The organism is Antarcticirhabdus aurantiaca, from assembly GCF_009765365.1.
Lineage (GTDB): Bacteria > Pseudomonadota > Alphaproteobacteria > Rhizobiales > Rhizobiaceae > Antarcticirhabdus > Antarcticirhabdus aurantiaca.
On record NZ_VTOM01000034.1, the window covers coordinates 17,032 to 39,703 of the forward strand.

Annotated in this window: 23 protein-coding genes; 12 read left to right on the forward strand and 11 right to left on the reverse strand. The window is 68.4% G+C overall.

What is annotated here, in order from left to right; all coding sequences use genetic code 11:
• The first annotated feature begins 37 nt into the window (after positions 1 to 37).
• From FZN60_RS26835 to FZN60_RS29465, 6 genes are all read left to right on the forward strand, one after another.
• Entirely contained in the window at positions 38 to 2,713 is a 2,676-nt protein-coding gene (locus FZN60_RS26835) for a DUF4118 domain-containing protein (protein ID WP_158877176.1), read from the forward strand.
• Positions 2,710 to 3,384 carry a response regulator gene (locus FZN60_RS26840; protein ID WP_158877178.1) on the forward strand — a complete coding sequence of 225 codons (675 nt, stop codon included), beginning with the start codon at positions 2,710 to 2,712 and terminating at the stop codon, positions 3,382 to 3,384. Before FZN60_RS26835 ends, FZN60_RS26840 begins: the two co-directional genes overlap by 4 nt.
• 17 nt (positions 3,385 to 3,401) lie before the next feature.
• Positions 3,402 to 3,944, forward strand: coding sequence for a PRC-barrel domain-containing protein (locus tag FZN60_RS26845; RefSeq protein WP_158877180.1), 543 nt, complete (start codon positions 3,402 to 3,404; stop codon positions 3,942 to 3,944).
• 107 nt (positions 3,945 to 4,051) lie between these two features.
• Positions 4,052 to 5,002 (forward strand): dihydrodipicolinate synthase family protein, encoded by a 951-nt coding sequence (locus FZN60_RS26850; RefSeq protein ID WP_158877182.1) that lies wholly within the window; start codon positions 4,052 to 4,054, stop codon positions 5,000 to 5,002.
• Complete coding sequence (locus tag FZN60_RS26855; RefSeq protein WP_158877184.1) at positions 4,999 to 5,256, forward strand: hypothetical protein; 258 nt, start codon at positions 4,999 to 5,001, stop codon at positions 5,254 to 5,256. The genes FZN60_RS26850 and FZN60_RS26855 overlap by 4 nt, the downstream gene beginning before the upstream one ends.
• Positions 5,249 to 5,722 carry a helix-turn-helix transcriptional regulator gene (locus FZN60_RS29465; RefSeq protein WP_199266663.1) on the forward strand — a complete coding sequence of 158 codons (474 nt, stop codon included), beginning with the start codon at positions 5,249 to 5,251 and terminating at the stop codon, positions 5,720 to 5,722. The genes FZN60_RS26855 and FZN60_RS29465 overlap by 8 nt, the downstream gene beginning before the upstream one ends.
• Here FZN60_RS29465 and FZN60_RS26865 read toward each other — a convergent pair.
• The gene (locus FZN60_RS26865) at positions 5,608 to 6,417 is read right to left on the reverse strand and encodes a potassium channel family protein (protein WP_246727240.1); all 810 of its coding nucleotides are present in this window, start codon (positions 6,415 to 6,417) and stop codon (positions 5,608 to 5,610) included. The genes FZN60_RS29465 and FZN60_RS26865 overlap by 115 nt on opposite strands.
• Positions 6,418 to 6,967: 550 nt before the next feature.
• On the opposite strand from FZN60_RS26865, the gene FZN60_RS26870 reads away from it, so the two are divergent.
• Positions 6,968 to 7,270, forward strand: a complete 303-nt coding sequence (locus FZN60_RS26870) for a hypothetical protein (protein WP_158877188.1) — start codon at positions 6,968 to 6,970, stop codon at positions 7,268 to 7,270.
• Here the strand turns inward: FZN60_RS26870 and FZN60_RS26875 are convergent.
• On the reverse strand, positions 7,261 to 7,962 hold the full coding sequence (locus FZN60_RS26875; protein WP_158877190.1) for a Crp/Fnr family transcriptional regulator: 702 nt from the start codon (positions 7,960 to 7,962) through the stop codon (positions 7,261 to 7,263). The two genes, FZN60_RS26870 and FZN60_RS26875, sit on opposite strands and share 10 nt — an antisense overlap.
• 200 nt (positions 7,963 to 8,162) lie before the next feature.
• Positions 8,163 to 8,834 carry a PRC-barrel domain-containing protein gene (locus FZN60_RS26880; RefSeq protein WP_158877192.1) on the reverse strand — a complete coding sequence of 224 codons (672 nt, stop codon included), beginning with the start codon at positions 8,832 to 8,834 and terminating at the stop codon, positions 8,163 to 8,165.
• Positions 8,835 to 9,033: 199 nt separating this feature from the next.
• Between FZN60_RS26880 and FZN60_RS26885 the strand changes: the two genes are divergently transcribed.
• Positions 9,034 to 9,522, forward strand: a complete 489-nt coding sequence (locus tag FZN60_RS26885) for a DUF421 domain-containing protein (protein ID WP_158877245.1) — start codon at positions 9,034 to 9,036, stop codon at positions 9,520 to 9,522.
• A gap of 508 nt (positions 9,523 to 10,030) precedes the next feature.
• A complete protein-coding gene (locus tag FZN60_RS26890) occupies positions 10,031 to 11,293 on the forward strand; it encodes a cation:proton antiporter (protein WP_158877194.1) in 1,263 nt (420 codons plus the stop codon).
• Between the two features lie 19 nt (positions 11,294 to 11,312).
• On the opposite strand, the gene FZN60_RS26895 is transcribed toward FZN60_RS26890, so the two are convergent.
• From FZN60_RS26895 to FZN60_RS26915, 5 genes are all read right to left on the reverse strand, one after another.
• A complete protein-coding gene (locus FZN60_RS26895) occupies positions 11,313 to 12,011 on the reverse strand; it encodes a LysM peptidoglycan-binding domain-containing protein (RefSeq protein WP_158877196.1) in 699 nt (232 codons plus the stop codon).
• A 7-nt stretch (positions 12,012 to 12,018) separates the two neighbouring features.
• On the reverse strand, positions 12,019 to 12,249 hold the full coding sequence (locus FZN60_RS26900) for a hypothetical protein (protein ID WP_158877198.1): 231 nt from the start codon (positions 12,247 to 12,249) through the stop codon (positions 12,019 to 12,021).
• Positions 12,250 to 12,484: 235 nt separating this feature from the next.
• On the reverse strand, positions 12,485 to 14,479 hold the full coding sequence (locus FZN60_RS26905) for a BCCT family transporter (RefSeq protein WP_422569997.1): 1,995 nt from the start codon (positions 14,477 to 14,479) through the stop codon (positions 12,485 to 12,487).
• A gap of 50 nt (positions 14,480 to 14,529) precedes the next feature.
• Positions 14,530 to 15,786, reverse strand: coding sequence for a DUF2254 domain-containing protein (locus FZN60_RS26910; RefSeq protein ID WP_158877200.1), 1,257 nt, complete (start codon positions 15,784 to 15,786; stop codon positions 14,530 to 14,532).
• Entirely contained in the window at positions 15,783 to 16,883 is a 1,101-nt protein-coding gene (locus FZN60_RS26915; protein ID WP_158877202.1) for a mechanosensitive ion channel family protein, read from the reverse strand. Before FZN60_RS26915 ends, FZN60_RS26910 begins: the two co-directional genes overlap by 4 nt.
• 172 nt (positions 16,884 to 17,055) lie before the next feature.
• Between FZN60_RS26915 and FZN60_RS26920 the strand changes: the two genes are divergently transcribed.
• The gene (locus FZN60_RS26920) at positions 17,056 to 17,568 is read left to right on the forward strand and encodes a DUF305 domain-containing protein (RefSeq protein ID WP_158877204.1); all 513 of its coding nucleotides are present in this window, start codon (positions 17,056 to 17,058) and stop codon (positions 17,566 to 17,568) included.
• A gap of 16 nt (positions 17,569 to 17,584) precedes the next feature.
• Positions 17,585 to 18,373, forward strand: a complete 789-nt coding sequence (locus FZN60_RS26925) for a MauE/DoxX family redox-associated membrane protein (RefSeq protein ID WP_158877206.1) — start codon at positions 17,585 to 17,587, stop codon at positions 18,371 to 18,373.
• Between the two features lie 162 nt (positions 18,374 to 18,535).
• On the opposite strand, the gene FZN60_RS26930 is transcribed toward FZN60_RS26925, so the two are convergent.
• Together FZN60_RS26930 and FZN60_RS26935 are read right to left on the reverse strand one after the other, a co-directional pair.
• Positions 18,536 to 18,748, reverse strand: coding sequence for a hypothetical protein (locus FZN60_RS26930; RefSeq protein ID WP_158877221.1), 213 nt, complete (start codon positions 18,746 to 18,748; stop codon positions 18,536 to 18,538).
• Between the two features lie 68 nt (positions 18,749 to 18,816).
• Positions 18,817 to 18,987 carry a DUF2934 domain-containing protein gene (locus FZN60_RS26935; RefSeq protein WP_158877223.1) on the reverse strand — a complete coding sequence of 57 codons (171 nt, stop codon included), beginning with the start codon at positions 18,985 to 18,987 and terminating at the stop codon, positions 18,817 to 18,819.
• Positions 18,988 to 19,124: 137 nt separating this feature from the next.
• On the opposite strand from FZN60_RS26935, the gene FZN60_RS26940 reads away from it, so the two are divergent.
• Positions 19,125 to 19,319 carry a hypothetical protein gene (locus FZN60_RS26940; protein ID WP_158877225.1) on the forward strand — a complete coding sequence of 65 codons (195 nt, stop codon included), beginning with the start codon at positions 19,125 to 19,127 and terminating at the stop codon, positions 19,317 to 19,319.
• Between the two features lie 56 nt (positions 19,320 to 19,375).
• Here the strand turns inward: FZN60_RS26940 and FZN60_RS26945 are convergent, their stop codons facing one another.
• Complete coding sequence (locus tag FZN60_RS26945) at positions 19,376 to 22,630, reverse strand: PAS domain S-box protein (RefSeq protein ID WP_158877227.1); 3,255 nt, start codon at positions 22,628 to 22,630, stop codon at positions 19,376 to 19,378.
• Positions 22,631 to 22,672 lie beyond the last annotated feature (42 nt).

Genomic DNA, 22,672 nt, shown 5'->3' on the forward strand with positions numbered 1-22,672 from the left:
GGGGCACGATGCCGCCCCGCCGACCGGAGGAAACCAGATGACGAAGGATGACGCGCCCCGGGCCTCCCCCGACGCCCTCCTCGCCGAGGCCTCGCGCGAAGGGCGCGGCCGCCTGCGCCTGTTCCTCGGCGCCGCGCCCGGCGTCGGCAAGACCTACGCCATGCTCCAGGCGGCGCGGGCCGCCAAGGCCGCGGGCCGCGACGTCCTCGTCGGCATCGTCGAGACGCACGGTCGCGCCGACACCGAGGCCATGGTCGCCGACCTCGAGATCCTGCCGCGGGCGCGCATCCCCTACCGGGGGCGGCTGGTGTCCGAGTTCGACCTCGAGGCGGCCCTCGCACGCCGTCCGTCCCTTCTTCTCGTCGACGAGTACGCACATTCCAACGTCGAGGGCTCGCGCCACCCCAAGCGCTGGCAGGACGTCGCCGACTGCCTGCGCGCCGGCATCGACGTCTGGACCACGATGAACGTCCAGCACGTCGAGAGCCTCAACGACGTCGTCCAGAGGATCACGGGCGTTCGCGTGCGCGAGACCGTGCCGGACACGACGCTGAGGACCGCCGACGAGATCGTGCTCGTCGACCTGCCCTCGGACGAGCTGATCCGCCGCCTCGCGGAGGGCAAGGTCTACGTCGAGGACACCGCGACGCGGGCGACGCAGAACTTCTTCAAGCCCTCCAACCTGACCGCCTTGCGCGAGCTGGCCTTGCGCCAGGTGGCGAGCCGCGTCGACTCCGACCTCCTGGAGCGCATGCAGGGCGGGGCGATCGAGGGGCCCTGGGCGGCGGGCGAGCGGCTCCTCGTCTGCCTCGGCCCCGACGACGCGGCCGAGCGGCTGGTGCGCGAGGGCAAGCGCCTCGCCGACCTCCTCGGCGCCCACTGGTTCGCCGTCACCATCGAGCGGCCGGGCGTCACCCTCGACGGCCCGGCCGCGGCCAAGCTCGACGTGGCGATGCAGCTTGCCAAGAGCCTGGGCGCCGAGACGCAGAGCCTCGTCGGCTCCGACCTCCCGACCGAGATCCTGCGCTTCGCCCGCTTCGAGAACGTCACGCAGATCGTCGTCGGCCGTGCACGGGTCGGGCGCGCATGGCTGCCCTGGTCCAAGGGCAGCCTCGCCGACGCCATGGTGCGGCGCGCCAGGGGCGTGTCGGTCCTCGTCCTGACCGAGGACCGGGAGGCGGCGTGGAGGCGATGGACCCTTCCGGAAATGGGGAGCTGGACCGCCTATCCCGCCGCAGCCGCAAGCGTCGCGGCCGCGACGCTGCTGGGCACTCAGCTCGTGCGCTTCGTGCCGCTGCCGAACGTCTCGATGCTCTACCTCCTCGCCGTCCTCGTTCCGGCCATCCTCATCGGCGTGTGGCCCGCCGTCCTCGCCTCCTTCCTGTCCTTCGGGGCCTACAACTTCTTCTTCATCGACCCGGCCGGAACGTTCACCATCGCGCGGCCGCACGAGCTGCTGGCGCTCGCCGTCTTCCTGATCATCGCGGTCACCATCTCGGCCGTCGCGGGCCAGGCGCGCGAGCAGATGCGCGCCTCGGCCCGGCGCACCCGAGCCGCCCGGCGGCTCTACGAGTTCACCCGCACCCTCTCCGCGCTTCCCGACGCGAACGCGGTTCTCGAGGCGGCGGCGAGCGAGATCAACGCGGCGCTCGGCCGCGCGGCGGTGATCCTGCGGCCCGAAGGGGCCGACCTCGAGATCGCCGCCGCCTGGCCGCCGGACGACCGCCTCGACGTGCCCGCGCGCACCGCCGCGCGCTGGTCCTTCGAGCACGGCGAGGCGGCGGGCGCGGGCACGCAGACGCTTCCCTCGAGCGGCTGGTTCTTCACGCCTCTCGACGTGGCGGACCAGCGCGTCGGCGTCCTCGGTCTCGAACGCCCAGGCGACAACGCGCCCCTCGACGCGGAAGCGCGCGCCCTTCTGGCGGCGCTTGCCGAACAGACCGCCGCGGCGCTCGGCCGGGCGCTCCTCTCGACGGAGGTGCGCGCCGCGCGCACCGCCGCCGAGACCGAGCGGGTGCGCAACATCCTCCTCGCCTCGATCAGCCACGACTTCAGGACGCCGCTCGCCTCGATCCTCGGTTCGGCGACGGCCCTCATCGATTACGGCGAGCGCCTCGACGACGAGGCCCGGCGCGACCTCCTGGCGGGCGTGCGCGACGAGGCGCGCCACCTCGACCAGATGGTGAGGAACCTCCTGTCCATGACGCGCCTCGAGGCCGGGGCGCTCGAGATCAACCGCGACTGGATCGACGTCGGCGAGATCCTCAACCGCATCGTCGAGTCGGCGCGGCGGCGCGGGGCGACGCAGGGCTTCGCCGTCGACCTGCCCGAGGAGCCGATCCTCGCCCATGCCGACGGCACGCTCCTCGACCAAGCGCTCGGCAACATCGTCGGCAACGCCGTCAGGCACGCGGGACCGAACGCGCGCGTGATGCTCTCGGCGCGCCGAAGCCCGGACGGCGTCACGGTGGAGATCGACGACGACGGTCCCGGCGTGCCGGACGGGCTTCGGCCCCAGGTCTTCGAGAAGTTCACCCGCCACCGCACCTCGGGCGCCGACGGGGGCGACAGCGCCGGCCTCGGGCTTGCCATCACCAAGGGCATCGTCGAGGCACACGGGGGCACCGTCGAGCTCCTGCCGAACGATCCCGCCCGCCCGCGCGGCGCAGCCTTCCGCGTGCACCTGCCGGCCGGGGAAGGAGCACCCGCATGAGCCTGCCGACCATCCTCGTGGTCGACGACGAGATCGCCATCCACCGCTTCCTCCGGCCCGTGCTCACCGCAGAGGGCTACCGCGTCGTTCAGGCGATGACGGGAACCGACGCGCTCAAGCTCGCGGCGGGAGAGGATCCCGCCGCCATCGTCCTCGACCTCGGGCTGCCCGACTTCGACGGCAAGGAGGTGATCCAGCGCATCAGGAAGGTCTCGCAGGTGCCGATCGTGGTGCTCTCGGCGCGCGACCGTGAGGCGGAGAAGGTGCGCGCCCTGGATCTGGGCGCCGACGACTACGTGGAGAAGCCGTTCGGGGTCGGCGAGCTGATGGCGCGGCTGCGCGCCGCGATGCGCCATGCCAAGGCGACGGGCGGGGGCGTCCTCGTGTCCGGCGACGTTTCGGTCGACGTCGCGGCCCACGTGGTGCGCAAGGGCGGACGGGAGGTGCGGCTGACGCGCCGCGAGTTCGACGTGCTGCTCGCCCTGTTCCGGAACGCGGGCCGGGTGGTCACCCACACCCACCTGCTGCGCGAGGTCTGGGGGTCGGCGAACGAGGGCAACACGCAGTACCTGCGCGTCTACGTCGGGCAACTGCGCCAGAAGCTGGAGGACGATCCCGCCGCGCCCCGCCTCATTCTGACCGAGCCGGGGATCGGCTATCGCCTCGTCTGACCTCGGGAGAGTCCCAAATGCCGAAGCGTCACTTCGTCCCGGCTGCCCTCGCGGCCATCGTGGCGGGATCCGCCCTCCTGACCGCCGTCGTCGGTCTCCGGTATCTACCGCACCCTCCGTCCCCGGCCGCGTCGCTGCCGCCCGTGCATCGTTCCGCCGGGCAACCGGGCGGGACTGGCCTGGCGCACATCATCGGCGCCGGTCTCCTCGACCGAAACGGAGAGCGGGTGAGAACGGTGGCCGACGTGCTCGTGGACCGTGATGCCCGCGTGTCGGCGGTGATCGTGCGGGTGGGCTGGATCCTTGGTGTCCCGACGCGCGATGTCGCCGTTCCGGCCGGCCATGTCCGGCTCGTGCCCGGGGCGGGGCATCAAGGCGGCGAGCGTGGAGCGGAAGCGGTTCCGGAAGGGAGTGAGACAGGCTCGGGCACCGACTACGCCACCATCCTCGATGCCCTGATGACGTCGGGCGGAGCCGGGCGCGGCGGTGGGGAGGACCACGTGGAGACGGACCTCACCCGTAGCGAGTTGCTCGAGACGCCCGCGTTTTCCGGCGGCTGATCGGGCGACAGGTCCTCGTGGGGCCGCACCCCGCAAATTCGTATGGACCCTTTATGCGGTTCTGCCGAACTCTCCCGGTGTCGCAACAACGGGAGCGCTCTCCTCAGATGAGTGCCGCATTCTCCGGCGTGGTCACCTCGCTGATCACGCCCTTCGTCTCCAGGCTCGACGCCGATGTCGGCGTCGACACGGAGGTGGACACCTTCCGCGTCGCCGCGCTCACGCGCTGGCAGGCCCGCTCCGGCATCTCCGCGGTGGCGGTCGCCGGGTGGGCCGGCGAGGGCTCGACTCTCGACCGCGCCGAGCGCATCGCCCTCGTTGAGGCGGCAAGCGAGGCCAAGGACGGCATGGCCGTCCTCGCCCACGTCGGCTCGCCGAGCACGGCGAAGTCGATCGCGCTCGCCCTCGACGCGGCCGCGGCCGGCGCGGACGGGCTCGTTCTCGTCATGCCCTTCTACAACAAGCCGAGCTACGCGGGCATCCGCGGCCACGTCGAGGCGGTGGCCCGTGCGACGGCCCTGCCGCTCCTGCTCGAGTTCGACGAGGCCGCCACCAACATCCGCCTCTCGCCGGGCCAGATGGCCGAGCTGACGCGCGTCGAGAACGTCGCGGGCATCGTCGACCATTCGCCGAACCCGCTCCACGTCGAGTGCATGAGCGGGGCCCGGCACGGCACCACGTTCCTGGCCGCGCATGAGCCGACCGCGACCGCCTGCGGCCTGCTCGGCGCCGACGGCCTCTTCAGCGCCGTCGCCAACGTCGATCCGGCGGGCGTGGTCGCGCTCTGGGAGGCGATCGACAGGAACGACGCCGAGCGGGCCCGGGCGCTGCATGCCCGCTTGAAGCCGCTCGTCGACCTCGTCGAGGCCGAGGGCGTGGCGGCCATGAAGGACCTCGTCCACGACGTCGTCGGCTCCGAGACGACGGTGCGCCTCCCCCTGCACCCGCTCTGCCGCTCGGCCCGGCAGCGGTCGGCCGATGTCGGCCGCGCGCTGGCGGCCTCCCTGCTTCCCGTCAGCGCCGCCCATGTCGTTCGGTCCCTGAAGGTCGCCCTATGAGCGCGCTCTCCACCCTCGACAGCCGTCCCAACCCTCTCGGCTTCAGCCTGCGCCGCGGCGCAGCGGGCGGCTGGTTCGTGGAGGGGCCCTCGAACTGCTGCGGCGGCATCTTTGTCAGCCGCGAGGCGGCGCTCGACTTCATCAAGCGCGAGCGGCGGTCCCTGGAGGACCTGCACCACCACGTGGCCTTCCATCCGGCGCCGGAGGACAAGCCCAGCCCTGCCGCCGCAGCCATCCGCCTCGTCCATGGCTGACGGGTCGGCGAACAGGCCGGAAGGGACTCAGTCCCTCCCGGTACCAAGCGATCGGACGACTGATCGTCGGCCGACACGGCTGAGGCGGGGACACGGCGCGCAAGCTCTCGGTACCGCCGTCCCGGATGCGGGCGCTTCGACGCTGACACCTGCGCAATGCCGTGCCGCCAGGGGCCTCGTCGCGTGGAGCCAGGAACGCCTTGCCGACGAGGCTGGCGTGTCGCGCTCGACCGTGCGCGACTTCGAGAAGGGACGCGACTGCCTCAGCCGAATGCCGCCGGAACGACGAGAAGCAGCCTGGCGGCGTCGAGACGGGACATCATCGGAGACGTTCCTCGCCGACGTCACCGCTCACGCCTCGCCGGAATTTGGGATCGACAAGAGCTCGCCGCAGGCCTTGCAGTGGACGGCGTCCGGCTCGTGCCGCAGGAGCGCGCATCGGGGGCATCGAAACGAGACCTTGTAGGGACGGAACAGCGCCTGGGCGAGGCGCACGAACAGCGATATGCCGACGATCATCGTCACGATCGAGGTCAGCTTGCCCGCCGTCCCGGGAAGGGTAATGTCGCCGAAGCCCGTGGTCGTGATCGTCGCGACCGTGAAGTACAAGGCGTCGACCCAGCCCTCCATGCCCGAACCCGACCGCGCGAAGGCGGTGAAGACGAAGCCGGTGATCACGAAGAGGCAGGTGACGAGGTTGACCGCCGCCCGGCCGACGTCCTCCCATTCCTGGTAGCCGCGACGGCGAAGCGAACGCCAGAACAGGTCCTTCTGCGACAGGGACCAAAGGCGGAGAATGCGCAGGAAGCCGAGATTGGCCAGCCAGAGGGGCGCGAGCAGGGTCACGAGAACCACGAGGTCCACCCAGACGACGGGCTTGCGGAACCAGCGCCCGAGGCTGGTGGCGGCCGTTCCCCTCGCGGCGAGATCGACGGCGAGAAGCAGCGCGACGGCGTAGTCGAACCACAGGAAGCCCTTGAGGTCCTGGAGCACGGGACTGAGGACGAAGAAGGCGATGATGACGAGATCGACGCTCGCGATGGCCCACTGGAAGCGGATCGCGCGCTCGTCGGTGCCGACATAGAGCTGGCGTAGGCGCTCGCGCCAGGACGCTCGGACGCGTGTCTCGCTAAGGCCCGCCTCGTGTCGCTTCGCCGCCAAAAGCGCCGATACCGTGGGACCGTCACCGTGCGGCCATGCGACGTCCGCCTCGCTTGGTGCCTGCCGATCCACAGTCGTCGCTCCGTTCCTGGCGCGTGCGCTCAGCGCGGTCGCCCGATCCACGGAAGATAATCCGTGGGGCGTCATGTCCAGCTCCGCCTCAGGAAGTGCTGGCGATGAAGGCCCTCCTCGTCGTCGCAGGCCGGACCTTTCGTGTCGCCGCCGCCTGATCATCCGGCGATCCCGCGGTCGGATGCGAGGATCGCTGTTGGCAGGGCGCCGCTCAGCAACCGCGTGGGGACCGTACCCGAGTCTGGACCAGACTCCCGGACCGCTGTTGGTCCGCTTGCGTACCCAAGTCGGACGACAGTCGGTTGATCGGCGCTCCTCTGCCGCGTAGCCTTTCCGAAGTCCTCATCCGGTGTACGCATGCGCCGGATGACCGGTGTGGCGGCATGGGAGGCACTGCCGCCACACCCCCTCTCCGGCCGCCCGACGAGGCGGCTCTCATCGAAAGTCATGGAGCCCGAAGCGTGGAGGCTTGAGGAGGATGCACGTCGTCGATCAAGAGCGCGCATCCCTGCTGAAGGATTTCCTGCGCTTCCGTGTCTTTCACCCGGCTTCCGCCGAGGCGGAGATCGTCGGCTTGGTCATCCGGCACGGGCTCAAGGGCTTGTCGCCCGAGCAGATGGCACTCTGGCACGAGCGGGTGCTGCCCGTGGTCAGCCGCCCCTTGGTCGAGCAGATCCCCGACTGGGTGCTGGTGCAGAAAATGACGCAGACCTTCCGGCGCGGCGCTCCAGCCGTCACAGGCAGACGTCCGCGCCGGCGACAAGGACAGGATCAGTCGTAGATCGCCTCGTTGGCCGCTCGCATGATGCCGTAGCACTTGCAGCTCAGCTCGACGAGCGCGTCCCTGTTTCGGATGTCGATCCTGCCGCGGCGCAGGTCGACCAAGCCGCTCTCCCCCATCCTGTTGAGCGCGACCGTGATGCTGGCCCGCCGCGTCCCGATTAGGCGCGCGAGCGTCGAGTGTGTCAGCGGCAGGACATCGCCGTCCAGGCGGTCCTGGGCCGAGAGGAGCCAGCGCGCCAGGCGCTGCTCCACCGAGTGCCGTGTCGCGCAGGCGAGCGCCTGGCCCGTCTGGATGGCGATTGAATGGGCGTAACGCAGCATCAGCCTTTGAAGCTCGGGATGCTGCGCGAGAAGCGTCTGAAAGGACTCGGCTGGCAAGCGACGCGCCTCGCCGCCGATGCTGACCACGCGCTTGAAAGGCGAGCTGAAGCTGCCGAGAACGAGCGGCAGGCCGATGAAGCCCTCGTGGCCAACCAGCCAGATTTCGATCTCCCGGTTCCCATCGACGTCCGCGATGACGGATACGACGCCATGCTCGATGAAGTACACGTGCTCGAAGGGCAGACCACGCATGTGGAGAATCTGCCGCCTGGACAGCTTGAACGGCTCCGCTTGCGAGAACACCGCCGCCGCCATCGGTTCCGACAGGAAGCGCAGGAGGGTGTTCCGGCTCTCGGGCAAAGAGTGCATGAGGCGTTCGATCACCGTTTCCAAGGATAGTGCAAGCCGGATGGCAGGTCTGCGAGACCGACCGCCACCAGGCGTCCACGGGGAGGCGCTTGGTGGACAGGCCCGAGCGAGCACCGCAGGTGTGATGCGGCCGGCAGCATGGAAGTGCCGCGGCAGCCAAGCCGCGGCACCATCAGATCATTTGGACATGCCAATCGTGCTCAGTTGTCGACCGACTCGAAGGCCGGCGCTTGCTCGAGCTGCTCGCGCGTGAAATCGATCTGGATGTGGTCGATCCGGCCGCCGGTCCAGCCCCAGTTGCCGAGGCGCTGGGACGTCGCATTCGCGGAGGCGGTCGTCGTGTTCATCCCGTCGGGGCTGGTCGTCCCTGGGCTCATCCCCATCGTGCCGGGCTGAACGCCCACCGCGGCCGTGCCGGACGCGTCGGCGGCCGGCGCCGGTGCGGTGCCGGGCGTGACCGATGCCGTGTTAGCGGGGTCCACCATGGTCTGAGTGTTTCCGGCCGTGGTCGCCTGAGCATCCTGTGCGAGCACGAAGCGGAGGGCCTCGGACGGAATGGCGACTTCCTTGTCGCCGATGCCGAGGAAGCCGCCGACTTCGACAACGACGCCGATGACGCGGCCTTGCTGATCGAGCAGCAGGTCCTCGACCTCGCCGATGTCCTCGTTGGCGGCGCCCATAACGTTCGCATCCATCAGGTTGGAGCCGAGCATCTGATCGGCCTGCTGGATCGTGAGGAAGCCGCCCTGCATGGCGGCGTTGTTCCCGGCGGCCGCGGTCTGCATAGGCTGGCCGGAGGTCTCCTGGGCGAATGCATCCGTCGCCATGGCGAGGGTGGTTCCGAGCAGCGCGGCGGCGAAGGTCCTGATCATGGTCGCTCCTTTCGATCGGACGTGATGCTTGGCCAATCCCGGCGGCGGCGCGCCGTTCCGGCATCCGTCGGCCGAATTCAGTTCGCCTGCGTACCGTTCGCCGATCGGCACTCAAGCATTCAGGTCCGGCCCCGTGACGTCTCGTCCGCCGGCGCCATCCTGTTACGAGAGCGGGGGTTCGCATCGGTGGAGCGTGACCATGGACTGGAAGAACATGCTGTTTCAGGACTGGCAGGGCATCGTGAGAACGATTGTCGTCGGTGTCCTCGCCTATGCCACGCTCGTCCTGTTCCTGCGCATCTCGGGCAAGCGGACGCTCGCCAAGCTGAACGCCTTCGACCTCGTCGTAACGGTGGCGCTGGGCTCGACCCTTTCCGCCATTCTTCTTCAGGAGTCGATCGCGCTGGCGGAAGGAGCCGTCGCGCTCGCGCTTCTCATCGGCATGCAGTTCGCGGTGGCCTACACGTCCGTCCGCTGGCGGGCCTTCGCCCACGCCGTCAGGTCCGAGCCAGCCCTTCTGATCCGCCACGGCGAGTTCTGCGACAGCACGATGCGCTCCGAACGCGTGACCCGGGACGAAGCGATAAGCGCGATCCGTTCGAATGGCGGGCAGGACCCGGAACAGGTCGACACCATGATCCTGGAGAGCGACGGCACGATCAGCGTCGTCTTCCGAACGGATCGATAGCAATCTGTCGGAAATGGCATGGCCTGCGATGCCGTTCGATGTGTGCTCGATCGGGCAAGCATCGAGCGATTCTCGTCAGCTAGCAGTGACCCGGCGCGGCTGAGATCATGTCCTAACCTTCGTTGCCGCGGCACTCCCCGACCTTTGCGACCGCACGGGACGATAGGGGCGATCCTTGCAGGGATGTCGGTGACAGACGTGCTCCTCGGCGCCCTGACATGGTCCTCGGATAGGATCTGCTGAACGCGGCGCGCAGTCGCAATCGGTGCAACTTTCCTGACGACAGCCCGCTACTCACGGCGCGATTGTTGATGCCGGACTCCGACGCCTCCCTCGGCACCGCAATCGGGATGATCGGTGCCGCGTTCGAGGTGAAGGCCTACTTCCAGCACATGCATTCCATCGATTGAAGCTTCTGCGGCTGACCGGCCTTGCCCGCGCCCCTGCCCATTCCGCCGGATCGGCGACGAGCGGCCGACTGCAAGCCTGTTCAAGGACAGCCGACTTCATGATCTCCATCCTCGACGTCTCCGCTCTCCTCCTCGTTCTCTCCGCCCTGTTCGGCTGGCTGAACCACCGCCTCATCCACCTGCCGCATGCCACGGGGCTTCTGATCATGGGGCTGCTGTCGTCGCTCGTCCTCGTCGGCGTCGAAGCAATGTTCCCGAACGAGCTGCTCTACGACGAGCTGGCCCGAGCCCTGCGTCAGATCGACTTCACGCAGGTCGTCATGGACGGCATGCTCGCCTTCCTCCTCTTCGCCGGCGCCATCAACCTCAACGTCCGCCTCCTGCGAAGCCGCGCCTGGCAGATCGCGTTTCTCGCGCTCGTCGGCACGGTGATCTCGACCGCCATCGTCGGCTTGGGCTTCTGGTGGGCGGCAGGCGTTGCGGGACTCTCGATGCCGCTGGCCTGGGCTCTCCTGTTCGGCGCCCTGATCAGCCCCACCGACCCGGTGGCCGTCCTCAACGTCCTGAAGAACGTCTCCGTGCCGGACGAGGTCCAGATCGAGATGCAGGGAGAGGCCCTGTTCAACGACGGCGTTGGCGTCGTCCTCTTCACGCTCCTCCTCGGCTTCGCGACGGGCATGGGGGCTGAGGACTTCACGGTGGCGTCCGCCTTCGAGCACCTCGCCGTCGAGGCGGGCGGCGGCATCGCACTCGGGCTCGTCGCCGGATATGTGGCCTACCGGGCCATGCGGGCGATCGACGATTTCGCGGTCGAGGTGCTGATCACCTTGGCCCTGGTGGCGGGCACGTATGCGGTCGCGCAGAAGCTGGGCTTGAGCGGTCCGCTTGCGGTGGTCGCCGCGGGGATCGTCGTGGGCGACCTCGCCCCTCGAAAGGCGATGAGCGACCGGACGCAGGGCTACGTTTCGGCACTCTGGATGTTAATCGACGAGGTCCTGAACTCGGTCCTGTTCCTGCTCATCGGGCTCGAGGTGATCATCTTGCGCTTCGAGCCGACCGCCATGGTCCTCGCACTGACCGCTGTTCCCTTGGCGCTCGGCGCCCGGCTGGTGGCCGTCTCCCTGCCCGTCCTCCTGTTCCGCTGGACGGGCTCGCTGTCGGCCCGCAACATTCCGTTTCTGACCTGGGCGGGCGTGCGGGGCGGCATTTCCGTCGCGCTCGCCCTGTCCCTGCCGGACGATCCCGCGAAGTCGCCGATCCTGGCAGCAACCTACGCCGTGGTCCTCTTCACGATCGTGGTGCAGGGCCTCAGCCTCGGCGTGGTGGCCCGCAGGACGTGGTCGCGCCCGTCCGGACATTGAGCCGCCGGACGGACGCGCATCAGTTCGCAGCGGGGACCGACGAGCGGGCCAAGACGTTCCCCTCGACGTCGGCAAGGGTGACGACGACCCGCTTACCAGCCGGCAGCCAGTCGGGCAGCGGGATCCTCTCCCGAACCGTCCCGTCTGCGGTCGCGTTCGTCTGCCCGACCTGTTCCGACGCCGCGCCCGGGGGGCCGACGTTCACGCGAACGGCCGCATCGGCAGGCAAACCCATGGCCATGAGGTCGAGGGCGGCCTGACCGGGAACCGACTGCGCCTCGACCGTCGCGCTGCGCGCTGCCCCGCCCTCCGTGACGCCGAGCCTGGAGCCCAATCCTTCCACGCGGGAGCGAAGGTCCGGGTTCTTCTCGAGGATGTCCTGCGCCGTCGCGTTAAGGCCACTTGCGACGCCCTCCAGCGCATCACTCGTTTGACCGACCGCGTCCTTGACGTCGCCCCAGAGGCGCTCTCCCGCCCGCCGGGCGGCCGAGCGTGTCGAGAGAGTCTGGCCAATCACGAGATCCCCCGATCCCTCGAGGGCGGGATTGGAGGCCAGCAGCCGCGCTTCCGAGATGTCGCACCGCTCCGCGATGGCGCTGAGCGTGTCGCCGCGCCGGACCTCCACGCCGTCCCCGCAGGCCGGGGCGACGTCCTGCGCGCTGGCGAGGGATGCACCGGACAGGAGCATGGCGGCGATGAGGGTTGCGAGCCTGGTCATGATCGCGTCAGCCTCCGTTCTCGCGCTTCGCCCGCGTCTCGGGATCCATGTTCTCGAAGCTTTCCACGACGCCTTCAGTCTCGGTCTTCACGTCGGGAACGGCGTGGCGCTGGTTGTGGACGCTTTCCTGGTCGTTTCCCTGGAGCTGGTTGTTGCCCATGCGCTCCTGCGCGAGGTCGGTCTCCGTGATCCGGGTGTTGCTTTCTGTCGGGCGGTTCGGCTTGTCCTGATTGGCCATGGCGTGATCCTCCGATGTCGGTGCCTCTCAGGGTTAAGGCATTGGACTTTGGAATGGTTCACCGTCGCGACGTCCGACGCGCTTCGTTGGCTCAGAGAATGCACGAAGGACCATCGGGCCGGCCGCCCTGCCGTCGGCCGGAGCGGACGGACTACCGAGGCGCGCTTGGCACGGCCTGCCGCGATGGGAAGCACAGTCGCCCGCCCAGCGCACTCACGTCATGGTTGAGCCGACGTTATTCGACCGCCTGCGGATCGGGCGAGGCTGCGTAGAGGGCGGTGCTGGGCGCGCTCGTGAGCACCCGATACCGCTCGAACTGCGCGAGGACGTCGGCGATGAGGTCCTCGCGCGAGAAGCCTGCCACGTCATAGCCGCGCGACCCGTCCGAGAAGACGGTGCGGGCGGCCCACGCGTGCTCGCGCCGCGCGTCGGAACGCGAGGCGTCGGTCGCGGAGAATACCATGGTGGGGTGGCTGACGGGCGCGATGCCGTAGACGAAGTTGCGCGTTCCCTCCGCCTCCACCGTCAGCGTCACCGATCCGTCAGAGCCCGTCTCTACGCCGCAGGCAAGGCCGCCCTGCGAGAGTTCGCGCTCGACCTCGCGCAGGGCGGGCAGCGCCGTGCCCTTGATGAGCCCGGCGATGTCGCGCTCGGTCGGCTGGTGCAGGATGCCCGCGAGGCGCTTCTGCCAAGTCGCCGAGCGCACCGCGATGGCCGGCTGCGCGTAGCGGTGCTCCTCCCGCCGGGCGACGTCGGCCCGCATGCCCTTGAGGAGGCCGAACACCAGGAGGAGGAGCACGATCGTGAACGGCAGGGCGCTGATCAGGGTCATGGTCTGCAAGGCCGTCAGACCGCCGGCCAGAAGCAGAGCGGCGGCGACCGCGCCCTCGAGCCCGCACCAGTAGATACGCTGCCAGATCGGCGTGTTGGTGGAACCACCCGAGGCGATCGTGTCGACCACCATCGAGCCTGAATCGGAGGACGTCACGAAGAACACCGCGACGAGAATCACGCCGAGCGTCGAGGTCACCGCGCTTAGCGGCAGGTACTCGAAGAACTGGAACAGGGCGATGGAAAGGTCGGCACCGACGGCACGCGAGATGGCGCCCGAGGCCACGCCCATGTCGAGCGAGATCGCCGTATTGCCGAAGACCGTCATCCAGAAGAACGTGAAGGCCGAGGGCACGAACAGGACGCCGACCACGAACTCCCGGACGGTTCGCCCGCGCGAGATGCGCGCGATGAACATGCCGACGAAGGGCGACCAGGAGATCCACCAGGCCCAGTAGAAGAGGGTCCAGTTGCTGACCCAGTCGCGGGGCTCGTAGGCGTAGAGCTTGAAGGTGCGGTCGATGAAGCCATCGAGATAGGTGCCGACGTTCTGGACGAAGGCGCGGAAGATGAACTCGGTCGGGCCGACGACGAGGACGAATAGCATCAGGGCGATCGCGACGAGGAGGTTGCCCTCGGACAGGCGGCGGATGCCGACGTCCAGCCCCGACACTACAGAGACGGTGGCGAGCGCTGTCACCACCGCGATCAGCCCGACCTGGACCATCGCCGTCTGAGGCACGCCCAGGAGGTAGTTCAGGCCAGCATTGATCTGGAGGACGCCGAGGCCGAGCGACGTCGCTATGCCGAACATCGTCCCGCAGATCGCGAAGATGTCGACGGCGTCGCCGATGGGCCCCCGGATGCGGTCGCGGATCAGCGGATAGAGGCCTGCGCGAATGGTGAGGGGCAGGTTGTAGCGGAACGAGAAGTAGGCGAGCGACAGGCCGACCACGGCGTAGATCGACCAGGCATGGATGCCCCAGTGGAAGAAGACGATCGACATCGCCTGCCGGGCGGCGTCGAAGCTACCGGGCGCCGCTTCCGGGGGCACGGAGTAGTGGAGGATCGGCTCGGCGACGGCGTAGAACATGAGCCCGATGCCCATGCCCGCCGCGAACAGCATCGCGAGCCAGGACAGGTAGCGGTAGTCGGGCTCGGCATCGTCGGGACCGAGTTTCAGGTTGCCATATCGGCTGACGGCAAGGAACAGGACCGCGAAGACGAACACGCCGACGGCGAGCAGGTAGAGCCAGCCGAAGGTCTCGAGGACGAAGGCCTGCCCGGCCGAGAAGATGCGGGTGGCGTCCTGCGGCAGAAGGGCGCCGAACAGGGCAAGCCCGACGATGATCACGCTGGAGATCAGGAAGACGGGCTTGTTCAGTGTCGTGGCGGTCAAGCTCGGACTTTCGGTCGTTGATTGCAGGGGTGGTCGGGACAGACCCTGCGCTAGGTCGCCCCGACCTCGTTGGCCAAGGTTCTGAGCCGCTGCTTGTCGGCCTCGATGGCGAGCGCCGCCTCTGCGCGCTCCAGGGCTTCGCGCGAATGGCGCCGGGCATTCTCGGCGAATCCGTCCCGCCCGTAGCGCGCCAGCGTGCGGAAGGCCTTCTGAAGGCGCACGCCGATTTCCACCGTCGACGCGCCGTCGCGCGCGATGGGCGTGAACAGGTCGTCGAAGAGGTCGCCGATCATGACCGGTGGCACGAACACGCTGGGATGCTCGATCTCGCCCTCGCGCTCGGGCGGCTCGCCCCAGACGGCCAGGAGGCGCACCGCCCGCCCGATCACGTCGATGGCCGTGCCCGGATCATTGATGCCGGGCGACAGGGCGCGGCTGGCGATCTCCGTCAGGACCGAGGCCCCGAAGCGAGGGTCCTGGTCGTAGGAGCGGATGTCGCCGACCGAGAAGCAATTGCGGATGCGCTGCTCCTGGTTCTCGACGTCGAGGCCATCGGCCATCGCGATCGGCGCCGTCGGGTCGACGAGGTCGCCGGGTATGCTCCGCAGGTAGATGCGCCCCGATCCGTCGGCTGCGATCCCGGCCAGGGCGCCGACGTCCACATGCTGCACGTAGCCGACCTCGTTCGCGAACACCGGTCGTGCCGAGCGCGGGATCGAAGCGGGATCGTGGAGCGGCGCGCCGCCCATGAAGGGCGCGCGACGGCGCTCGCGCATCGCAGCCAGGGCGGCTGCCTCGACGCGCTCGGTGGTCTGCGTCACCCGCCCGAGGCTCGACAGGTGGTCGATCCAGCGCAGCAGCGTCACCACGATGGCGACGATCACCAGAAGGGTGACGGCGAAGAGGATGACGCGGCCTCGGTCGCCGTAGAGGCCCGTCGACAGGGCGATGATGCCGACGAGGCTGAACAGGAACGATCCGATGAAGGTCGACAGGACGTTGTGGGTGGTCTTGTCCTCGATCACGAGCCGCGTCGCCCGCGGCGTCACGTTCGAGGTCGCGGCCGAGTAGGCGGAGACCATCGTCGACAGCGAGAAGGTCGTCACCGTCAGCATCGAGGAGGCGATGATGCCGAGGATGTTGTCCACGGCATCCGATCCGATCTTGGTCGGCAGGTCGTACGGGATGTAGGGGCTGAGCCAGGTGGCCGCGAGCGCGGTGACGACCCCGCCGAGCGAGAACAGGGCGGCGCGCACCCAGATGCGGCGCGACAGGCGCCGAAGCAGCCAGAACCAGCGCGAGGTCACGGGCGGGCTCCGCTTCCGCCCCGACTGTCGCAAGCAGCTTCGACGTCGGATTCGTCCGCCCTGCGCCGAGACGCGAGCTGCCGCAGAGGCCTGGGCGGCTCGCGTCCCGGCTGCTTCGGCCAGCCCTCGCGCTGCTCGCCGCGGACGCCATCGGTTTCCTCGGTCTGGTCGTGGAAGAGGACGACCTGCGTCGGATAGGGCATGTCGATGCCGACGCTGTCGAGCGCGCCCTTGATCGCCTCGAGGACGGCGGCCTGCACGTGCACGACGTTTGTGCGCTTGGACTGCGTCCACCAGCGCACGCGCAGGTTCACGCTGGAGCCCGCGAGATCCCAGACCAGCACCTCCGGGGCGGGCTCAGCTTCCAGGCCCGGTACCTTCGCGATCGCCTCGAGGATCGCGCGTCGCGCCGCCTCGATGTCGTCGCCGTAGCCGATGCCGACGTCGTACTGCGAGCGCCGCGTCGGGCGAGCCGTATTCACGGTTACGGCGTTGGAATAGACGTCGGCGTTCGGGATGATCGCCCGCCGCCCGTCGTACATGGCGATGATGGTCGCCCGCGTCTCGATCCACTCCACCGTGCCCTCGTAGCCGTTGACGACGATCTGGTCGCCGACGCCGAACGGGCGCTGGATCAGGATCAGGAGCCCCGCCAGCCAGTTCTGAAGAATGTCCTTGAAGGCGAAGCCGATCGCCACCGACCCGATGCCGAGCCCTGCGATGAGGTCGCCCGGGTTCAGCGAGGGGATGACGATCGTGAGGGCGAGCAGGCCGCCCACCAGGAGGATGATCCACTTCACGAAGGAGCCGAGCACGGCTCCGAGGTTCGCTCGCTCGTGCTTGTCCGCCCAGCGCCGGAACGCGCGCTCGACCGCCCAGCCGATACCGAACACGACCGCGAACAAGACGAGCGCCACCACGATGTTCGGCAGGAGCCGCTGGAAGCCCACGACCCAGGTCTCGATCTTGGACAGCACGAAAGCCGGGTCGACGCGCACCGCCTGGTCGACGGTCTGAGGTGCGTTCGCGGCCAAAGCGTCGACGGCTGCGGGATCGGTGGCGGCTGGCGCAGGCGTCTGCGCGAAGGCTTGCGGCATGACGGGAAGCTTTCGTCTGGCGTCCGGAACGGGACCCGGGCGGAAGGTCCGTGCGCGGTTAGGTGGGGCAGCATCCTGGAACGGCACCCCTCGCGAGCGGCAAGTGCCTCGCCTTCCCCGACAGGCTGCCGGCCCTACCTGCGGAAGAGCAACCGTCCGGCAGGCAGTCCCGATGACCTACACCCGCTTTGCCGCGATGATCGCGACCTCCACGGTGGTGATGTTTGGGCTGATGTACCTGAACACCTTCGCGTTGGACCACGTGTTCTTCAGCCAGACGCGAACGTGGATGGCCGTCGTGATGGGCGCCACCATGGCGATCATCATGATCGGCTTCATGTGGGGCATGTACCCGAAGCGCGGCGCCAACGTCGGCATCGTGGTGGCGAGCGTCCTCGTCTTCGCCGGGTCGCTCTGGCTCGTGCGCAGCCAGGAGACCGTGTCGGACGTTTCATACATGAAGGCGATGATCCCGCACCATTCCATTGCCATCATGACCAGCGAGCGCGCCCATATCCGAGACCCGCGCGTGCGCGAACTCGCCGACGGCATCATCGCCGCGCAGGTCCGCGAGATCGGGGAGATGGAACGCCTGATCGCGGACCTCGAAGCCAACCCGCCCGCCGACGGGGCGCCGGACCTCGCTCCACGGATGTCGGAAGCCGAGGCGGCGGCCGGCAACTGACTTCGGAGGAACGGACATGAGCGCGACCATCTCGAGTGCCGGGCACGGAACAGTCCAGGTGGGGACGCCCAGAAAGGCCGTCATCTACCGCATGGTGATGCCCGAGCACCTGTGCCCGTTCGGCCTGAAGTCGGTCGATCTCCTGAAGCGCGAAGGATTCGAGGTCGAGGACCACTGGCTGACGACGCGCGAGGAGACGGATGCGTTCAAGGCCGAGCACGGGGTGAAGACGACCCCGCAGACCTTCATCGACGGCGAGCGAGTCGGCGGCTACGACGACCTGCGCCGACGCTTCAACAAGAGCATCGCCGACCCGAACGCCGTCACCTACGCGCCCGTGGTCGCCGTCTTCGCCATGAGCGCGCTGATGGCGCTGGCGGTGAGCTGGGCGATGTTCGGCAGCCTCCTGACGGTGCGCGCCGTCGAGTGGTTCATCGCGATCGCCATGTGCCTCCTCGCCGTCCAGAAGCTGCGCGACGTCGAGGGCTTTTCCAACATGTTCCTCGGCTACGACCTCCTGGCGCGGCGCTGGGTGCAGTACGCCTACCTCTACCCGTTCGGCGAGGCGCTGGCGGGCGTCCTGATGATCGCCGGCGCCCTGACGTGGCTGTCGGTGCCGATCGCGCTGTTCATCGGCACGGTCGGGGCAGTGTCGGTGTTCAAGGCGGTCTACGTCGACAAGCGCGAGCTGAAGTGCGCCTGCGTCGGCGGCGACTCGAACGTGCCCCTCGGCTTCGTGTCGCTGACCGAGAACCTGATGATGGTCGCCATGGGCCTTTGGATGGCCTTCCGCGCGCTGACGTGAGACGCGGCGCGAGGGCTTCCCGCCTCTGATCGTATCTGAGCCTGATCGAACCCCTCCATCCAGCTCATCCAAGCTTCAGAGTCGGCGTCGTGCGGGTTCGAGGTTCTCGCCTTGCCGGCCCGGAAGGCGGCGGCGCCATCTTCGCGTCGATCGTCGGCGGGCTCAGGCAAAGTCGTTGCCCTGTGCCCCGGTCTCGCCTTCAGCCCGTTTTTCGTCAGGCTCGCTCGTCTCGCCCGGCCGGCCTTGCGGAACCGCGGGAAGATCCTGGCCGGGGATGGTCGCGTTGTCGGGGCGGCCGATCGCGTCATCGTCGTTCTGGCCGGGCAGGACAGGGTCCGGCAAATCCTGTCTGGGTTTGCCGAAGGTGTTGGACATGACGTCCTCCTGGTTCTCGGCAAGAAAGATGCGGCTCCCAAATGCCGTTCCGCAGGGAGGCGGCCAGTTTAGCGCGCTACGACGCGATCTTCCGTGCTGTTAGCGGCGTGTGCCTCGCCTTCGATCTCGCGGGACGCCTGCGCCCAGAACTCATGCTCGCGCCCGCTCGGACACCCAGCCTTCTCCCACAGCAGGTAGGCACGTTCCCGGATGGCTTCATCGTGGTCAGGCTGGGTCAACGCAGGTCTCCCTTCATATCACTGCATCAACGACATAGGGCCGATCGACGTGGGCGGCGATCAGGTCACCCGGATGCCTTCGTCTTCGCCGGAGCCAACCGTGTTGCAGGCGTCGCCCGTGCCGAGAGGATGACGGAATGACGATGGCCAACTGGAACGACGTGGCCCGAACTGAGGCCGAGGGCACGCGGCTAAGCCGTGGCCGTACGGTCGTGGTCACTCAGGAGCATATCGACCGCTGTAACGAGGAGCCGGACGGTCTCTTCAAGCCCGATGAGGTTGCTGGAACGCCCGGCGCAGCAAAGCTGGGTCAGTTCTTTCCGGGCCTTTGACGAAGCACCGGACTTGCCGTCACGGCAACGTCGCTGCCGTGACCGACCTCCTTGGTTCAGATGCTCGAGGGCAACTGGCCTTCTTGCAGATCCTTCAACGGCGCCACGATCCGGCATCGCACGCCGGCCGGATGGTAGAGCAGTTCCGACTCGCCGCCGCTCGTCCCAGACAGGCCCATCTCAATGAGGCGCGTGCCGAAGCTGCGGCGCTGGGGAGGCTCGATCAGCGGACCATCCTCCTCCTGCCACTCGAAGACGAGAATGACGCCGTCGCTCCCACCGGATTCCAGAGACCACGAGATGACCACCCGGCCTTCCGGCACCGAGAGCGAGCCGTACTTGAGGGCGTTGGTCGAGAGCTCGTGACAGATGAGCGAGAGCGTCAACGAAGCCCTCGGCCCGATGGTGACTTCGGGCCCAGCGATCTCGATGCGTCCGCCGGCATCATGGATCCTCGTCGCCGACCGGACCACCTCGCCGACAGACGCGACGTCTCCTTGTCCCGCCATGAGGATGTCGTGAGCGTTTGAGAGCGTCAGGATGCGCTCAGTAAGAACCCGGCGGGCTGTGAGGAGATCAGGGGCCGTACGCAGCGTCTGCGTGACGATCGCGGACACGAGGGCCAACGAGTTCTTCAGGCGGTGGCTGATCTCACGGTTAAGGACTCCCTGGTATTCTTCGGCCCTCAGCCGATCCTCGACGTCGATGACGATGGTCACCGCCGCCAGGATGCGGCCAGCCTCGTCGCGCACCGGCGTCGAGGAAAGCTCCAGGCGCCGGACCTCGCCCGAACGGGGATTGCGGTAGCGCATCGGTTCGTTGATCAGCGTCTCGCCGCCGCGAAGCGCCCGGATGGTCGGGTACTCCTCGGGCGTGTAGGGTCGGCCATCCTCGTGGAGGGCGTGGAACGAGGCATACCGCGCGTCGCCCGACGTGCCGGCCCCGTGGCCGAGCATCTGTTCCAGCCGCGCGTTGATCTCGCCGTGGCCATCGGCCCAGGCGATCGAGATGCCAAGGGGCGCCTGTTGGATGACCGCTTGCAGGAGACCACGCTCGACGAGCAACTCGCGCTGGCTCTCGCGCAGTTCCGCCTCGGCCTTCTGGACCCGCGTGAGGTCGAGCATGGCGCCGATCATCCGCAGCGGACGCCCATGTGCGTCTCGGATGACGTGCCCGCGGTCATAGACATCGGCGTAGGTGCCGTCGACGCGAACGAAGCGGTATTCATCTGCCCAAGCCGTGCCGCCCTCGTCGATCACGGCGTGGATGGAAGCATTGATCCGCGCACGATCGTCAGGGTGGATGCACCCGATCCACCACTCGCCGGTCGGCTCGACCGCCTCTGGAGCGTGGCCGTAGGCGGTCTCCAGCGCTTCATTCCAGCGAACATGGTTGGCGATGAGATCCCAGTCCCAGATCGCGTCGTTCGTGGCCCTCGAGGCGAGACGATAGCGCTCTTCGGTGGCGCGAAGGGTTTCCTCAGCTTTGACGCGCTGGGTGACTTCGAGGAAGATTACGGTGAAGCGGTCATCGCCGATCGGCTGGCAGATGCCGTCGTACCAGCGATCGATTGCGCCGACCTGCCGCGTGAAGCGAATAGCCTCGCCCGTTTCCACCACGTCGGCGAACTCGTCGACCCAGGCATCCTCGATGCCGGGGAACAACTGGCGGATCGTGCGTCCCGCGGCCTCCTGGGACGGAATGCCCACCAGTTCGCCCCAAGCGCGGTTCACCTCCTCGTACATCCAATCCACGACGCGCCCATGCTCATCGCGAAGGACTCGTCCCAGAATGAAGCCTTCCTCCAAGCTCTCGAAGAGCCCGCGCCACTTGGCCTCGCTCGCGGCCAGCTCGTGCCGACTGTCCTCCAGCGCCTTCCCGGCCTCGTGCTGCTCGGTGCGGTCCCGCACGACCTTGATGAAGCCGAGGTGCTCGCCCGCGTCGCCGACCAGCGGCATCATGTTGCCGCTGGCGTAGAAGCGGCTGCCGTCCTTCTTCAGATGCCAGCGCTCGTCCCGCGCTTGGCCGTTGCGGAGCGACTCCTCCATCTCGAAGCGGGCGCGTCCTCCCGCTTGGTCCTCGGGCGTGAAGAAGCGCGAGGCGTCGCTGCCGCGCATCTCGTCGGCGGTCCAGCCGAAGATGCGCTCGGCGCCCGTATTCCACTCGGTGACCGCGCCCTCGCGATCCGTGACGACGATGGCGAACTCAGTGACGCTCTCGAAGGTCTGGCGGTAGCGCCTGTCGGCCTCGCGCAAGGCGCGCTGCGATCGAACCTCCGCGACGTCGCCAAAGGCCGAGGCGACGAGGCCTGCCAGCATCTGCGTCATGACCACGTCGCGGGGCGAGAAGGCGTCCGCGCGGCTCGACTGCACCTTGAGAGCGCCGATCGGCTCGCCGCGGCGTGTCACGGGCACGACGATCATGGAGCGGATGCCGAGCTCCCGAGCCTGGGCGTGATCCATCTCGTCGTCGGCACGCGTGTCGGCGCAGTAGAGCGGCCGTTCGGTCAACACGGCCTTGCCGGACAGTGTCTGCTCCATTCCCAGCCGTATGCCGCGGTGCGGAGTCGAGGTGCCGGACACCGTGTCGTAGACGAGCTCGTTCCCATCCCGCAGCTCGATCACCGCTCCGTCCGCTGCGTCGACGACGCGCAGCGCCCCTTCCACGATGGCCTGGAACACGACGCGGAGATCGGCCTCGGCGACGGCCACGGCCTGCTGGGTCGCGATCATCGCTTCAAGGCGCGCGGCCTCGGCGAGCGCGACGGCGTTGCCGGCCTCGTGGCTCCTGATGGCGGCGTCGCGCTCGCTCAAGGCGCGGCGCAGTTCGAGCTGACCCATGACCTGCCTGGCGAGCGCCTCGAGGGTGACGAGCTGCTCCGGACTCAGCCCCTCCGGTCGCGGCACGACATCAAGGACGCACAGGGTTCCGAGCATGATCCCGGTTGGGGTCGTCAGCGGGGCGCCGGCGTAGAAGCGCACGTGCGGGGGCTCGGTCACCAGCGGGTTGGCGGCCGTGCGCGGATCGGCGGCGAGGTCCGGGATGACGAGGACGCCTTCGTGCCCGATCGCGTGTCGGCAGATGGCCGAGCCGATTGGCGTCTCGCTGATCTCGGTTCCGACGTGGGCCTTGAACCATTGCCGGTCGCGGTCGAGCAGCGTCACCAAGGCAACCGGGGTCGCGCAGATCTGCTTGGCTAAGGCGGCGAGGTCGTCGAAGCCTTGCTCCGTCGACGTGTCGAGGATGTCATAGCTGCGTAGGGCCGCCAAGCGGATGTCACCGCCTTCTACCTCGCCGTTCGTCTCACGCACTGTGCTCGTCCCCGACGCATCGCTATCACCCCGCCTTGCACC

What these genes read in the sequence shown, in the direction of transcription:
- FZN60_RS26855 (WP_158877184.1), top strand. Translation starts at nt 4,999, where the DNA reads ATGAGCGCGCTCTCCACCCTCGACAGCCGTCCCAACCCTCTCGGCTTC.
- FZN60_RS26920 (WP_158877204.1), top strand. Translation starts at nt 17,056, where the DNA reads ATGACCTACACCCGCTTTGCCGCGATGATCGCGACCTCCACGGTGGTG.
- FZN60_RS26880 (WP_158877192.1), bottom strand. Translation starts at nt 8,834, where the DNA reads ATGATCAGGACCTTCGCCGCCGCGCTGCTCGGAACCACCCTCGCCATG.
- FZN60_RS26895 (WP_158877196.1), bottom strand. Translation starts at nt 12,011, where the DNA reads ATGACCAGGCTCGCAACCCTCATCGCCGCCATGCTCCTGTCCGGTGCA.
- FZN60_RS26835 (WP_158877176.1), top strand. Translation starts at nt 38, where the DNA reads ATGACGAAGGATGACGCGCCCCGGGCCTCCCCCGACGCCCTCCTCGCC.
- FZN60_RS26845 (WP_158877180.1), top strand. Translation starts at nt 3,402, where the DNA reads ATGCCGAAGCGTCACTTCGTCCCGGCTGCCCTCGCGGCCATCGTGGCG.
- FZN60_RS26875 (WP_158877190.1), bottom strand. Translation starts at nt 7,962, where the DNA reads ATGCACTCTTTGCCCGAGAGCCGGAACACCCTCCTGCGCTTCCTGTCG.
- FZN60_RS26850 (WP_158877182.1), top strand. Translation starts at nt 4,052, where the DNA reads ATGAGTGCCGCATTCTCCGGCGTGGTCACCTCGCTGATCACGCCCTTC.
- FZN60_RS26840 (WP_158877178.1), top strand. Translation starts at nt 2,710, where the DNA reads ATGAGCCTGCCGACCATCCTCGTGGTCGACGACGAGATCGCCATCCAC.
- FZN60_RS26900 (WP_158877198.1), bottom strand. Translation starts at nt 12,249, where the DNA reads ATGGCCAATCAGGACAAGCCGAACCGCCCGACAGAAAGCAACACCCGG.
- FZN60_RS26925 (WP_158877206.1), top strand. Translation starts at nt 17,585, where the DNA reads ATGAGCGCGACCATCTCGAGTGCCGGGCACGGAACAGTCCAGGTGGGG.
- FZN60_RS26915 (WP_158877202.1), bottom strand. Translation starts at nt 16,883, where the DNA reads ATGCCGCAAGCCTTCGCGCAGACGCCTGCGCCAGCCGCCACCGATCCC.
- FZN60_RS26940 (WP_158877225.1), top strand. Translation starts at nt 19,125, where the DNA reads ATGACGATGGCCAACTGGAACGACGTGGCCCGAACTGAGGCCGAGGGC.
- FZN60_RS26885 (WP_158877245.1), top strand. Translation starts at nt 9,034, where the DNA reads ATGGACTGGAAGAACATGCTGTTTCAGGACTGGCAGGGCATCGTGAGA.
- FZN60_RS29465 (WP_199266663.1), top strand. Translation starts at nt 5,249, where the DNA reads ATGGCTGACGGGTCGGCGAACAGGCCGGAAGGGACTCAGTCCCTCCCG.
- FZN60_RS26930 (WP_158877221.1), bottom strand. Translation starts at nt 18,748, where the DNA reads ATGTCCAACACCTTCGGCAAACCCAGACAGGATTTGCCGGACCCTGTC.
- FZN60_RS26870 (WP_158877188.1), top strand. Translation starts at nt 6,968, where the DNA reads ATGCACGTCGTCGATCAAGAGCGCGCATCCCTGCTGAAGGATTTCCTG.
- FZN60_RS26890 (WP_158877194.1), top strand. Translation starts at nt 10,031, where the DNA reads ATGATCTCCATCCTCGACGTCTCCGCTCTCCTCCTCGTTCTCTCCGCC.